A 12,886-nucleotide genomic window follows, 5' to 3' on the forward strand; every position below is an offset into this window, starting at 1 on the left:
AGGCCGGTCAGCCCTTCACCGCGCCGATCAGCACGCCCTTGACGAAGTGCCGCTGGATGAACGGGTAGACCGCGACGATCGGCGCGACGGTCAGCACCACCACGGCCATCTTGATCGCCTCGGTCGGCGGCATGGTCACCCCGCTGCTGGCGCCGGACGTGTGCGGGGCCTGCCCGGCCAGCAGGTAGCTCTGGAGCACCCGCTGGATCGGGTACATGTCGTTGCGGTCGATGAACAGCAGCGCGTCGAACCACACGTTCCAGTAGCTGACCGCGTAGAACAGGCCGACCACGGCGATCACCGCGCGGGACAGCGGCAGCACGATGCGCGCGAGCGTACGGAAGTCACTCGCGCCGTCGATGCGGGCGCTGTCCAGCAGTTCCGACGGGATGCCCTGGAAGAACCCACGCACCACGACCAGGTTGAACACGCTGATCGCCGGCGGCAGGACCAGCGCCCAGATGGTGTCCTTCAGGCCCAGCCCGGTGACCACCAGGTAGCGCGGCACCAGCGGCGGGTAGACCAGGAACGGGATCAGGAAGTACGCGAGCAGCCAGCGGTGGCCCAGCGTGCCCGGCCGGGACAGCCCGTACGCGGCGAGCACGGTGACGGTCAGCGCGATGGCGGTGCCGAAGACGGTGACGAGCGTGCTGATCCACAGCGCCCGGGTGACCGCGCCACCGGCGAAGATCGTCTCGTACGCGGACGTGTCGACGCCGCGGGGCACGACCACCAGGCCGCCGGCCCGCGCGATGGTCTCCCGGGAGGAGAGGCTGGTCACCAGGATCACCCAGAGCGGGAACAGCACGCCCGCCACCAGCACGGTGAGCGCGACGGCCTTGAGCCCTTGCCCGAGGCGGGTGGGCGGCTCCTGCCACACCGGCCGGCGGGATCGGTCGCCGGCGGCCCGGCGGATGAGCGTGGTCATGACTTCGAGTAGATCCCTCGTTCGCCGAGCATGTGCGCCACGCGGTTCGCGGCCAGGATCAGCACCAGCCCGATGACGGCCTTGAACAGTCCGGCCGCCGCGCCGTAGCCATAGTTCCCGGTGGCGATGGAGAAGTGGTAGACGAAGGTGTCCAGCACCTCGGCGGCCTGCCGGCCGACGGCGTCGCGTTGCAGCAGGAACTGCTCGAAGCCGACCGAGAGCGCGTCGCCCAGCCGCAGGATGAGCAGCAGCACGATCACCGGGCGCAGGCCGGGCAGCGTGATGTGCCAGAGCCGCCGCCACCGGCCGGCGCCGTCCGCGGCGGCGGCCTCGTAGAGGTTCTGGTCGATCGTGGACAGCGCGGCGAGGAAGACGATGGTGCCCCAGCCGACGTCCTTCCACACCGCCTCGACGGTGACCAGGACGATGAACGTGTCCGGGTTGGTCATCACGTTCCACGGCTGCATGCCGGCCTCGCGCATGCTCTGGGCGAGCAGCCCGGCGCCGCCGAGCATCGCGACGAAGAACGTGACCACGAGCACCCAGCTGAAGAAGTGCGGCAGGTAGACGATGGTCTGGATGAGCCCGCGCAGCCGGCTGGACAGCAGGTTGTGCAGCGCGATCGCCAGCAGGATCGGCAGCGGGAAGAAGAACACGAGCTGGAACGCGGTGATCGCCAGCGTGTTGCGGAACGCGTCCCAGAAGGCCGGGTCGTCGAACAGCAGCTGGAACTGCCCGAAGCCGATCCAGTCGCTGTGCAGGAACGCCTGCCACGGGTTGTCGCCCAGGTAGGGGTTGTAGTCCTGGAAGGCGATGACGTTGCCGGCGATCGGCAGGTAGCTGAAGATCAGCAGGACGAGGAAGCCGGGCGCCACCATGGCGAGCAGTTGCCAGTCCCGGCGCAGCCGGGTGCGCAGCGGCACCCGGCTGCGGGACGGGCGGCGGCGGGGCGGGCGGCCGGGTGGGGCCGGCGCGTCCGGCCGGGCCCGCTCGGGCCCGGCCAGGACGGCCGGCTCGTTCACCGGCCCTCCTTGGGCAGCGAGTCGGCGAGCAGTTTGCGGGCCTCCTCGCCGCCGTTCGCCTTCCACTCCGCGACGATGGCGTCCACGTCGGCGAGCGGGCGGCGGCCGCGCAGCACGTCGGTGAACTTGTCCTCGGTGGGCACCTGGTTGGCCTTGTAGGCGGCGGGCATCTCCAGCTTCACGCCGGCCCACGGGTTGGGCTCCAGGTGCTTCACCATCTCGTTGGAGTAGGCGAGCGCGTCTGGCACGAAGCGCGGGGTGTCCGGGAACGGTCCGATGGTGGGGTTGCGGCCGCTGATGAAGAAGTACTGGTTGGCGATCTCCTTGAACGCCAGGTCGGTCTTCACCGGCCCGTTCGGCGACGGGGTGTGGTGCTTGCCCGCGACGCCGAAGTCCCGTAGCTGGGCCTCCTGGCTGCCGAGCGGCGCGGAACACCAGTTGATGATCCGCAGCAGCTCCTGGACCCGGTCCTTGCCGAGGCCCTTCTTGACGAACGTGTAGGAGATCGGCTCGTCGTCGCCCCAGACCAGCGGGTCGCCGCCGGTGGCGGAGAAGACCGGCACCGGCTGGATGTTCAGCGCACGGTTGGTCTTCTGGTGCTCGGCCTGGGCGCCCTGCCAGAAGCCGAAGCCGTCCTGGAGGAACACGATCGCGCCGTTCTTGGCGAACAACTGCTTGGCGTCCGCGCCCTTGCTGGCCACGATGTCCGGATGGACCAGGCCGTCCGCGTAGATCTTGGCCATCACCTCCAGCGCGCGGCGGAACTCCTGGGTCTCGTACTTGAACTCGGGGGTGCCGTCGGACTTGACCCGCCATCCGCCCTTGTGGCCCGGCACCCGGTGGAACATCTGGATCATGGCGAAGACGTCGTTGAACGCCCACACCTTGCGCGCCGGGTCGGTGACCTGCCTGGCCACGGCGAGCAGGTCGTCCAGGTTCGCGGGCACGGCGAGGCCGCGCGCGTCGAGCAGGTCCTTGCGGGTGAACAGTGCCCAGGGGAACGGCCCGTCCGTGGGGTTGGGCACGGACATGATCCGCTCGTTCCAGACCGCACGCCGCCAGGCCCCGGTGGGGAAGGTCGCCAGCATCGGGTACGCGGCGGCGGCGTCGCCCTTCAGGTGGTCGGTCAGGTCCTCGAAGAGCACCTTGATCGCCTCGGCGAAGCGCGGGATCTTCTCCACCTCCCACCCCGGCACGCACAGCAGGTCCGGCACGTCCCGCGCGCCGAGCATCGCGTTGAGCTTGTCGGCGTACGTGACGCCGTCCTGGATGGTGAAGTTGACCGGCGTGCCCAGCTCGGCGTTCACGGCCTGGAGGTAGGCGCTCTGCGCCACGCCGGGCGGCGCCGGGCCCCAGGCCGGGGTCATCGCGGTGACCTGCTTGCCGCTGGTGCCGGGCTTGCCGGTGACGGCGTCGACGAGGCTCGCCGGATAGCGGGTGTAGCCGTCGGGCACCGGGCGGGTGCCCGCGATGTCGGGCTTGACCGCACCGGGCAGGTCCTTGCGGGTGGGCAGCAGGCCGGAGACGGCGTCGAGGTCCTGGGCGGCGCCGGAGCCGGCCGGCTTCTCGGAGCAGCCGGCGAGCAGCGGGCCGGTGGCGGTGGCGGCCACGCCGAGGCCGACCAGGCCGAGGAAGCGGCGGCGCGAGGAGCCCGGGTCGGGGTGGTGCGCGGTCATCGGTCCCCCTTCGGGAAGGGAAGCGCAGTGGATTAGTTCGTATGGATGGTCAACAAACTAATCACGTCGATGAGCTTGCACAAGGGCGGACCGGATCGACGCGGCGGTCAGGCCGGGCAGCGGTCGGACAGCGCGTACCGGGTGAGCACCACGTCGCCGATCTGGCGCACCTCGACCACCCGGGCCCGGCGCCCCGGGTGCCACGGGAAGCGGCCGTCCCCGACGAAGCGCGGCGCCCGCCGGTCCCCCACGAAGAACGGCGCCACCACCAGGTGCAACTCGTCGGCCAGGCCGGCGGTGAGGAACTGGCGGTGCACCGAGCCGCCGCCCTCCACCATCAGGCGCGACACGCCGCGCCCGGCCAGGTCGGCCACCACCGCCTCCGGAGTGGCCGGATCACCGGCGTCGACCACCGTGGACACCGCGCCCACCTGCTCGCGGGCCTTGTCCACCACGCCGCTCGGGCAGTACACCAGCTTGAGGCCGTCGCCGGCGGTGAAGAACCGGGCCCGCGGATCGAGGTCGCCGCTGCCGGTCACAGTCACCTTCACCGGCGACGGCGGCAACCCGCGCGCCACCCGCTCGGCACGCCGGCGCTCGCTGCGCACCAGCAGGCGCGGATCGTCGCGGCGGACGGTGGCCGCCCCCACCATGATCGCGTCACACCCGGCCCGGGTCGCGTCGACCCGGTCCAGGTCGTCGTCGTTCGACAGCAGCAACCGCTCGGCGGTCGCGTCGTCGATGTAGCCGTCGATCGACATCGCGCAGCTGAGCAGCACGTACGGGCGGGTGGTCACGGCACGAACGGCAGGTCGAGGGCATGGTCGGCACGGGTCACCTTGGCCGCCAGGTAGCCCGCGTTGGCAGGCGACAGGTGCACGCCGGTGGAGACCCGGTCGGCCACCGTCACGCCCAGCCGTTCGAGCTGGGCCGCCTTGTCCGGGTTGTTGCTGAGCAGGGCCACCCGGTCCACGCCCAGCGCGGCGAGCATCTGCGCGGCCACCGTGTAGTCGCGCTCGTCCGCGCCGCGCCCGAGCGCCAGGTTCGCCTCGTACGTGTCCAGGCCGCCGTCCTGCAGGGCGTACGCGTCGAGCTTGGCGTACAGGCCGATGCCGCGCCCCTCCTGCCGCAGGTAGAGCAGGTAGCCACCGGCCTCGGCGATCCGCTCGACCGCCTCGCGCAACTGCGGGCCGCAGTCGCAGCGCTGGCTGCCGAACACGTCCCCGGTGAGGCACTCGCTGTGCGGACGGACCAGCGGCGGGTCGGCGTCGGCGTGCTCACCGAGCCCGAACGCCAGGTGCTCGCGGCCGTCGACGAGACCGTGGAAGGTGTTCACGCGGGCCGTGGTCACGTAGCCGTCGGGGAACCGGAGCGGAACCGTCACGCGGGTCCGGACCGTCGCGGTGGGCAGCGTTTCGTCCATGGTTCTCCTGTCGTCCGGTCGCCGGGCGGACCCGGCGACGCACACCTCGCTCCCCCACCGTAGGCGGGATCACCGACAGTTGCCGGGCTCGCGCCGGGGCATCCGCCGTGCCAGCAGCACCGCGGCGCCCGGCAGGCTGGCCACGAGGACCAGCGCGCCGTACACCGTGCCGGTCGCCACACCCTGCGCGGCGGTCAGCCCGGCCGAGGCGAACGCCCACGCGGCCACCCCCTCGCGCGGCCCGAATCCGCCCACGTTCAGCGGCACCGCCATGGCCAGCAGCGCGAGCAGCGTCAGCGGCAGCAGGTGCGACAGCGGCGCGTCCGCGCCGGCCGTGCGCGCGGCCACCACGAACGTGGCCAGGTGACCGGCGAACACCACTGTCGAGGCGATCACCACACCGGCCCAGGTCCGGCGGCCCAGCACCCCGGAGCGCACGTCGGTGAGCGCCGTCCGGGCCGCCCGGGCGAAGCGGGACGCCCCGGAGCGGGGCACCGCGCGGGCGGCCAGCACCAGCGCCAACGCCACCACTGCCAGTACGGCGGCCAGCGCCGGCAGGTACCGGCGCACCGGCGACGGGAACGCGGCCAACAGCGCCACCGCGATGACCACCTGCACCACCTGCCCGGCGGTGCGCTCCCACACCACCGCCCGGACGCCGCGCGCCACGTCACCGGCGTCGCGGCCGTGCCGTACCGCCCGGTGCACGTCGCCGAGCACGCCGCCCGGGAGCGTCGAGTTGAGGAAGACCGCCCGGTAGCAGTGCGCCACCGCGGCGCGCATCGGCAGCCGTACGCCCAGCCCACCGGCGACGAGCGACCAGCGCCAGGCGCAGCAGACGGTGGTGACCACGCCGATGCCGAGCGCGGCGGCCAGCGCCGGCGCGTCGATCAGCCGCAGCCCGGCCAGGAACGGGCCGGTGCCCACCGAGGCGACGAGCGCGGCGAGCACCGCGAGCCCGAGCAGCGGGCGTACCCATGCCCGGCCGGTCCGGGCCCGGCGCGGGGCGGGCGTGACGGCCGGTACGGGCCCGGCGACGGCGACGTGTGACAAACGGTCCTCCCTTGTTCCCACCGGTTGTCACGTGCCGACGGCCGGTACGGTTCAGCCGGCGAGCAGGTCGGCGTGATGCAGCACCACCTCGAGCCGGCCGGCGGCGGCCTCGGTGAGCCGCCACTTCTGATACGTCGCGGCGGGCCCGGACAGATGCGGTCGTTCCTCGACCGCAGCGCCGACCCAGCCGGTGAGCCACTCGGCGGCCAGTTCCGCCTGCTCCGGCCCGAGCCGCCACGGGGTCGGCCGCACGCGCGTCTCGACGCCGTGACGGCGGAACGCGGCCACGGCGACGTCCACCGCGTCCGGTCCGAGCAGCGTCCGGCCGTCGACGGTGCGGCGCTGGTGGGCGTTGAACGCGGCGGTCAGCTCGGCGTCGAGCGGATCCGGCGGGGTGAACTCGGCCCGCCCGGTCACGGTGAGCGCGAACAGCGTCGGGTGGCCGGCGCACACCGCCGCCATCCGTTCGACCTCCTCGGCGGTGAGCATGTCCAGCAGCGCGGACGCGGTGACCAGGTGGGCGTCGGCCAGGTCGGCGGGGGTCAGCCTCGTGACGTCGGAGCCGCGGGTGGTCACTGTGACCTCGGCGCCGTCGGCGGCGGTGAGCCGTCCGGCCCGGGCCAGCGCCAGCAGGTCCGCGTCACGTTCGTGCAGCACCCAGTGTTGCGGGCCGGGCAGCCGCGGGGCGAGCCAGCGGGCCATCGAGCCGGTGCCGCTGCCCAGGTCGTGCACGACGAGCGGACGGTCGGCGGGCAGCCGGTCGCGGACCGCGTCGGCCAGCTCGGCGCTGCGGGCCGCCGCGTCGGCGGGCTCGCGCAGCCGCAGCCAGTCCGCGAAGCCGGGCGGGAGTGAGGTGGTCATGCCTCGGTCGCCTCCTTGAGCGCCGTCGCCAGCCGGTCCACTGTGGCCGGCCAGCCGGTGAGGGTGTGCCGCCGCTGCCGGGCGGCGCGGCGCAGCCGGTCCCGCAGGCCCGGGTCGGTGAGCCAGCGGCGCAGCGCCGCGGCGGTCGCGCCCGGGTCGCCCGCCGGCACCAGCAGGCCGGGCCGGTCGCCGCCGGGGGCGTGCCCCAGCGTGTCCGGCAGGCCGCCGGTGTCGCTCGCCAGCACCGGCACGCCCCGGGCCAGCGCCTCGGTGACCACCATGCCGTACGTCTCCCGCCGGGAGGGCGCAACCAGCAGATCGGCGGCGGCGTACGTGGCGGCCAGGTCGGGGCCGGTGCGTGGACCGGTGAGCCGGACCCGGCCGCCGAGACCGGTCGCGGCCAGCCGCTCGCGCAGCCGGTCGGCGAACGCCCGGTCCCGGTCCGGCGGACCCACCCAGTCGCAGGTCCAGTCCAGGTCCGCGACCTCGGTGAGCGCGGCGGCGAGCACGTCGTGGCCCTTGACCGGGGTGACCGCCGCGACGCAGAGCAGCCGTCCCCCGCCGGGCGTGCCGGAGGCGACGGGCGCCGGGTCGACGCCGGGCGGGGCGACGGTCACCCGTCCGGGTGGCAGCCGGTAGCGGTCGAGCAGCCGGTCGCGGGTCCACTCGCTGGTGGCGACCACGGCGGTGGCCGCCGCCAGCGACCGCGCCTCCGTCTCGCCCTCGATCGGCAGGTGCACCAGGATCACCAGACGCAGCCGCGCGGCGTGCGGGGCGAGCACGTCCGGCACGGTCGAGGCGACCAGACCGTCGAGGAGCACCGGAACGCCGTCGGGCAGCCCGCCGAGCAGCCCGGCCAGGTCGGCGCGTTCCCGTGGCCCGGGGTGCGGCCAGCCGCCCGGCACCTGGTGTTCGCGTACCGTCCAGCCGCGCCCGGCCAGGCCCCGGCAGACGTGGCGGTCGTAGGCGTTGCCGCCGCTGGGTTCCGCCGGGTCGTCGATGTCGCCCGGCAGCACCACGTGGACGACTGTCATCCGGTCAGAGCGACCGCTCGTAGCTCGCCCACGCGATGTGCGACTCGTGCAGCGTGACGGTGATCCCGGCCAGGCCGCGCGCACCCTCCCCCAGCCGGCCGTCGTGCACCCCGTCGGCGAGCCGGTCGGCGATCGTCCGCGCGAGCACCTCCGTGGTGGTGTTCACCCCGGCGAAGGCGGGCTCGTCGTCGAGGTTGCGGTAGTTCAGCTCGGCGAGCACGGCCTTGAGCTGCTCGGTGGCCAGCCCGATGTCGACCACGATCCCGTCGTCGTCCAGCTCGGCGCGGCGGAACGTGGCGTCGACGACGAACGTCGCCCCGTGCAGCCGCTGGGCCGGGCCGAAGACCTCGCCGCGGAAGCTGTGGGCGACCATCATGTGGTCCCGGACGGTCACGCTGAACACGATCACTCCTCGCCGTAGGTGATGAGATGGCACAGCGCCGGCAGCTCGCCAGAGGCGAGCCGGTCCAGCACGTCGGGCAGGTCGTCGAAGCGGGACCGGCCGGTGAGCAGCGCGTCGAACACCGGGTCGGCCAGCAGGTCCAGGGCCAGCGCGAGCCGGTCGGCGTAGCTGCGGTCGGCCCGCCGGGGCGACACGGTGCCGACCTGGCTGCTGCGGATGCCCAGCCGTCGGGAGTGGAACGCGCCGCCCAGCGCGAGCGTGACCGGCCGGTCGCCGTACCAGCTCAGCTCCAGCACCGTGCCCTCGGGACGCAGCAGTTCCAGGCCGCGTTGCAGCCCGTCGGCGGTGGCGCTGGCGTGCACCACGAGGTCGCGCTCGCCGGTCGCGTCGGCGGGCGTGGCGAAGCCGGCGCCGAGCGCGGCGGCCACGTCGGCGCGGGCCGGGTCGGCGTCGACGAGTTCGACCCGGACGCCGGGGAAACGGGCCAGCAGCGCGGTGACCGCGCAGCCCACCATCCCGCCGCCGATCACCGTGACCCGGTCGCCGACCAGCGGCGCGGCGTCCCAGAGCGCGTTCACAGCGGTCTCCACGGTGCCGGCCAGCACCGCGCGCTGCGCCGGCACACCGTCCGGCACGACGGTCACGGCGTCGGCCGGGACCACGTACGCGCTCTGGTGCGGGTAGAGGCAGAAGACGGTGCGGCCGAGCAGCCGCTCGTCGCCCGCCTCGACGGTGCCGACGCTCAGGTAGCCGTACTTGACCGGGGCCGGGAAGTCGCCCTCCTGGAACGGCGCCCGCATCGCGTCGTGCTGGTCGGCCGGGACGCGGCCGGTGAACACGAGCGTCTCGGTGCCGCGGCTGACGCCGGAGAAGCGCGTGCGCACCAGCACCTCACCGGGGCCGGGTTCGGCGAGCCGGACCGGCCGGATCTCGCCCGCACCGGGGGCGCGGAGCCAGAACGCGTGGGCGTCGACCGTCACGAACTCTCCTCTTCCCCGCATTCCGACCGAGTTGTCGATCATAAACACGGAAGCGGGGCGTCCGCGGTTCGAACCGCCCGCGACCCGATGCTCAGGCGGCGCGCCGGCGCTGCTCCGTACGCCAGGTCTCGGGCTCGGCCCGGTCGGCGTGCCGGTCCCCGGCCAGTTCCATGGCTCGGTGGGCGGCGGTCAGCGCGTCACACGGCGCTACCTGGCCGTCACACAGCAGGCTCTCGCACCGGCCGGACTCGTCGGGCCGGTGGGCGACTGCAACGTCGTACGCGGCCCGCCAGAGCAACGGGTCGGTGACTCCCCGTGGCAGGTCGGCGTCCAGACTGGACCTGTTGCGGATCGTGTCGGGCACCGTGTCCCCCTTTGCGTCGTCGCTACCGTCCCAGTGACCGGTTGAGCGCAGATCAAACCTCTCACCTGCGCACATGTCGCGACCAGCGGTGTTTGTCACGCCGGATAGGCGCGCGTCTCGGCTGCCTTGACCGCGGCCCAGACCGGCCGGCCGGGGATCAGTCCGAGATGGGCCGCGGCGGCGGGCGTGACGTCGGCGGCGACCTCGACCGGCCCGGCCAGTTGCACGCGCAGGTTGTCGCCGTGGCGTTGCACGCCGGTGACGGTGGCCGCCCAGACGTTGCGCGGGCTGCCCTCGGGCCGGGACGGGTGCAGCGCGACGGCGGCCGGCGGGTAGGCGACGAACGCCTCACCGTGGACGGTGTCGGCGGTGGTGAGCGTCAGCTCACCGACGGTGACGGTGTGCCCGTCGGCGTGGCCGCGGTGCAGGTTGAGGCCGACCAGCCGGGCCACGTAGTCGGTGCGAGGCCGGGCCGTGACGGTGGCGGCGTCGCCCTCCTGCACGACGCGCCCGTCCTCCACGATGACCAGTCGGTCGGCGAGCACCAGGGCGTCGAGGGGGTCGTGGGTGACGAGCAGCGTCGCCCCGGGGTGCGCGCCGAGGTGGCGCTGGAGTTCGGCGCGGGTGTCCAGCCGGGTCCGGGCGTCGAGCGCGGCGAGCGGCTCGTCGAGCAGCAGCAGCGCCGGGTCGACGGCGAGCGCGCGGGCCAGCGCGACCCGCTGCGCCTGCCCGCCGGAGAGCTGCCGGGGCCGGCGCCGGGCCTGGTCGCCGAGGCCGACGCGGTCCAGCCACTCCTGGGCCCTGGTGCGGGCGGCCCGCTTGTCGGCGCCCCGTCGGCGCGGCCCGAACGCCACGTTGTCCAGCGCGCTGAGGTGCGGGAACAGCAGGTAGTCCTGGAACACCACGCCGACCGGCCGCCGCTCCGGCGGCGTCCACACCCGGCGGTCGGGCCGGTCCAGGTCGGCGCCGTCGAGCGTGAGGTGCCCGGCGGCGAGGGGGTGCAGCCCGGCGAGTACCCGCAGCGCTGTGGTCTTGCCGGCGCCGTTGGGGCCGAGCAGCGCCACCACCTCACCGGCGGCGATGCGCAGCCGCACGTCGAGGGTGAACCCGTCCCGCTCGGCGACCAGATGCGCGTCCAGCACACTCATGTCGTCCCGACCCATTTGTCGCGCAGCGCGGCGAGGATGACCACGGAGACGGTGAGCAGGATCAGGCTGAGCACGATCGCGGCCTGGAGGTCGGTCTCCAGCGCCAGGTAGACCGCCAGCGGCATGGTCTGGGTGCGGCCGGGATAGTTGCCGGCAAACGTGATGGTGGCCCCGAACTCGCCGAGCGCGCGCGCCCAGCAGAGCACCGCGCCGGCCGCCACGCCCGGGGCGACGAGCGGCAACGTGACCCGGGTGAAGGTGGTGAACCGCCCGGCGCCGAGCGTGGCGGCTGCCTCCTCGTACCGGGGGTCGGCGCCACGGAGCGCGCCCTCGACGGCGATGACCAGGAACGGCATGGCCACGAACGCCTCGGCCAGCACCACCCCGGCGGTGGTGAACGGCAGCGTCACGCCGAACGTCTCGTCCAGCCACGACCCGATCAGCCCGCGCCGGCCGAAGACCAGCAGCAGCGCCACGCCGCCGACCACCGGCGGGAGCACCAGCGGCACCGTGACCAGCGCCCGGACCAGCCGCCGCCCGGGGAACTCCACCCGGGCCAGCAGCCACGCCAGGGGTACGCCGAGCGCCACGCAGAGCAGGGTGGCGACGGTGGCGGTCTCCAGCGACAGCCGAAGCGCGGTGAGCACACCCGGTTCGGTCAGCCGCCGGGGCAGCGTGGTCCAGGGTGCCCGGATGAGCAGACCGGCGAGCGGCAGGACGAGGAAGGCGAGTCCGAGCCCGGCGGGCACGAGCAGGGCGATCGGCACCCGCTGCCGGCGTACGGTGCGGCTCATGCGCCCGGCGGCGCCTGGAACCCGGCGGCGGTGAGCACGGCGAGCCCGGCGTCGGAGCGGACGAAGTCGACGAAGGCGCGGGCGCCGGCCGGGTTGCCTGCGGCGCGAAGCACCACGATCGGATAGTCGTTGACGGCGCGCGCCGACTCGGGGAACTCGACCGCGTCGAGCCCGGGAGCGGCGCGTACGTCGGTGCGGTAGACCAGCGCGGCGTCGACCTCGCCGAGGCGCAGCTTGGCCAGCGCGCCCTTGACGTCCTGTTCGAGCGTGGCGGGCGTGAGCCGCACACCCGCCGCGTCGAGCGCGGTGCGCGCGGCGGCGCCGCAGGGCACCTGCTCCGCGCAGAGCGCCACCTTGACGCCGGGGCGGGCCAGGTCGGCCAGCCCGCCGACCCGCGCCGGGTTGCCAGAGGGTACGGCGACGACGAGCTGGTTGCGGACCAGCACGGCCGGTTCGCCGGCGGCGTCACCGGCGTCGGTGACCGTCTTCATGGTGGCCGGGGAGGCGGCGGCGAACACGTCGGCCGGCGCACCCTGGGTGATCTGGGTGGCGAGCCCGGAACTGCCGCCGAAGTTGAACGTGACGGTGCGGCCCGGGTGCGCGGCCTCGTACTCCTTGCCGAGCCGGGTGAACGACTCGGTGAGCGAGGCGGCGGCGAACACGGTCACCGGGCCGGCGCCGTCGGGCCCGGCCGGTTCGTCCGCGCCGCCGCAGCCGGTCAGGCCGAGTGCCGCCACCAGCGCGGCGGCGAGCGCGGCGCGGCTCCACCGTACGGTCACGGGCTGGTCCTTCCCCTGGGGGTGGAGGCGCGCTCGACCACGACGGTGGTCGACTTGATCACCGCGACGGCGACGGAGCCGACCTGGAGGTCGAGGTCGTCGACGGCCTCGCGGCTCATCAGCGACACCACCCGGAACGGCCCGGCCTGGATGTCGACCTGGGCCATCACGGTGTCCTTGACGACGGCGGTGACGATGCCGCGCAGCCGGTTGCGGGCCGAGGACAGCTCGGGGTGGCCGGGAGCGCGGACGAACGCGGCCACGTCGGCGCCGTCGAGCACCCGGTGGCCGTGCTCGTCGCGGGTGGCCGGCAGCTTGCCGGCGTCGATCCAGCGGCGGACCGTGTCCGCGCTGACCCCGAGCAGCTCGGCCGCCTCGCCGATCCGGAACACCGTCACGCGCTCACCCTAGCCGGACGCAG

The 12,886-nt window shown here is 74.2% G+C and carries 15 protein-coding genes; all 15 read right to left on the minus strand.

The features are described from left to right. Positions 1-7 precede the first annotated feature (7 nt). The 15 genes from ACN27D_RS34120 to ACN27D_RS34190 all read right to left on the minus strand — a co-directional run bounded on the left by ACN27D_RS34120 (position 8) and on the right by ACN27D_RS34190 (position 12,863). Complete coding sequence (locus ACN27D_RS34120) at positions 8-928, minus strand: carbohydrate ABC transporter permease (protein ID WP_120569535.1); 921 nt, start codon at positions 926-928, stop codon at positions 8-10. Beyond that, a complete protein-coding gene (locus tag ACN27D_RS34125; protein ID WP_421500999.1) occupies positions 925-1,950 on the minus strand; it encodes an ABC transporter permease in 1,026 nt (341 codons plus the stop codon). Before ACN27D_RS34125 ends, ACN27D_RS34120 begins: the two co-directional genes overlap by 4 nt. Next, positions 1,947-3,626 (minus strand): extracellular solute-binding protein, encoded by a 1,680-nt coding sequence (locus tag ACN27D_RS34130; RefSeq protein ID WP_421501000.1) that lies wholly within the window; start codon positions 3,624-3,626, stop codon positions 1,947-1,949. The genes ACN27D_RS34125 and ACN27D_RS34130 overlap by 4 nt, the downstream gene beginning before the upstream one ends. 107 nt (positions 3,627-3,733) lie before the next feature. Continuing rightward, positions 3,734-4,423 carry a RibD family protein gene (locus ACN27D_RS34135; RefSeq protein WP_120569532.1) on the minus strand — a complete coding sequence of 230 codons (690 nt, stop codon included), beginning with the start codon at positions 4,421-4,423 and terminating at the stop codon, positions 3,734-3,736. Then, on the minus strand, positions 4,420-5,049 hold the full coding sequence (locus ACN27D_RS34140; RefSeq protein ID WP_421501001.1) for a GTP cyclohydrolase II: 630 nt from the start codon (positions 5,047-5,049) through the stop codon (positions 4,420-4,422). Before ACN27D_RS34140 ends, ACN27D_RS34135 begins: the two co-directional genes overlap by 4 nt. Positions 5,050-5,118: 69 nt before the next feature. After that, positions 5,119-6,102, minus strand: a complete 984-nt coding sequence (locus ACN27D_RS34145; protein WP_121684975.1) for a lysylphosphatidylglycerol synthase transmembrane domain-containing protein — start codon at positions 6,100-6,102, stop codon at positions 5,119-5,121. Positions 6,103-6,153: 51 nt separating this feature from the next. Next, a complete protein-coding gene (locus tag ACN27D_RS34150) occupies positions 6,154-6,963 on the minus strand; it encodes a class I SAM-dependent methyltransferase (protein WP_358171677.1) in 810 nt (269 codons plus the stop codon). After that, positions 6,960-7,997 carry a glycosyltransferase family 4 protein gene (locus tag ACN27D_RS34155; RefSeq protein WP_121684977.1) on the minus strand — a complete coding sequence of 346 codons (1,038 nt, stop codon included), beginning with the start codon at positions 7,995-7,997 and terminating at the stop codon, positions 6,960-6,962. Before ACN27D_RS34155 ends, ACN27D_RS34150 begins: the two co-directional genes overlap by 4 nt. A gap of 4 nt (positions 7,998-8,001) precedes the next feature. Continuing rightward, the gene (locus ACN27D_RS34160; RefSeq protein ID WP_120573745.1) at positions 8,002-8,400 is read right to left on the minus strand and encodes a 6-pyruvoyl trahydropterin synthase family protein; all 399 of its coding nucleotides are present in this window, start codon (positions 8,398-8,400) and stop codon (positions 8,002-8,004) included. Positions 8,401-8,402: 2 nt separating this feature from the next. Next, on the minus strand, positions 8,403-9,422 hold the full coding sequence (locus ACN27D_RS34165) for a zinc-dependent alcohol dehydrogenase (protein ID WP_393380071.1): 1,020 nt from the start codon (positions 9,420-9,422) through the stop codon (positions 8,403-8,405). Positions 9,423-9,471: 49 nt separating this feature from the next. Next, entirely contained in the window at positions 9,472-9,744 is a 273-nt protein-coding gene (locus ACN27D_RS34170; protein ID WP_071094632.1) for a hypothetical protein, read from the minus strand. A gap of 95 nt (positions 9,745-9,839) precedes the next feature. Continuing rightward, complete coding sequence (locus tag ACN27D_RS34175) at positions 9,840-10,892, minus strand: ABC transporter ATP-binding protein (protein ID WP_358171672.1); 1,053 nt, start codon at positions 10,890-10,892, stop codon at positions 9,840-9,842. Next, positions 10,889-11,686 carry an ABC transporter permease gene (locus tag ACN27D_RS34180; protein WP_252448126.1) on the minus strand — a complete coding sequence of 266 codons (798 nt, stop codon included), beginning with the start codon at positions 11,684-11,686 and terminating at the stop codon, positions 10,889-10,891. Before ACN27D_RS34180 ends, ACN27D_RS34175 begins: the two co-directional genes overlap by 4 nt. After that, entirely contained in the window at positions 11,683-12,465 is a 783-nt protein-coding gene (gene modA, locus ACN27D_RS34185; protein ID WP_421501002.1) for a molybdate ABC transporter substrate-binding protein, read from the minus strand. The genes ACN27D_RS34180 and modA overlap by 4 nt, the downstream gene beginning before the upstream one ends. Further along, the gene (locus ACN27D_RS34190; RefSeq protein ID WP_121684982.1) at positions 12,462-12,863 is read right to left on the minus strand and encodes a TOBE domain-containing protein; all 402 of its coding nucleotides are present in this window, start codon (positions 12,861-12,863) and stop codon (positions 12,462-12,464) included. The genes modA and ACN27D_RS34190 overlap by 4 nt, the downstream gene beginning before the upstream one ends. Positions 12,864-12,886 lie beyond the last annotated feature (23 nt).

It is taken from the genome of Micromonospora sp. WMMD1274 (assembly GCF_049179035.1).
Taxonomy (GTDB): Bacteria; Actinomycetota; Actinomycetes; order Mycobacteriales; family Micromonosporaceae; genus Micromonospora; species Micromonospora tulbaghiae.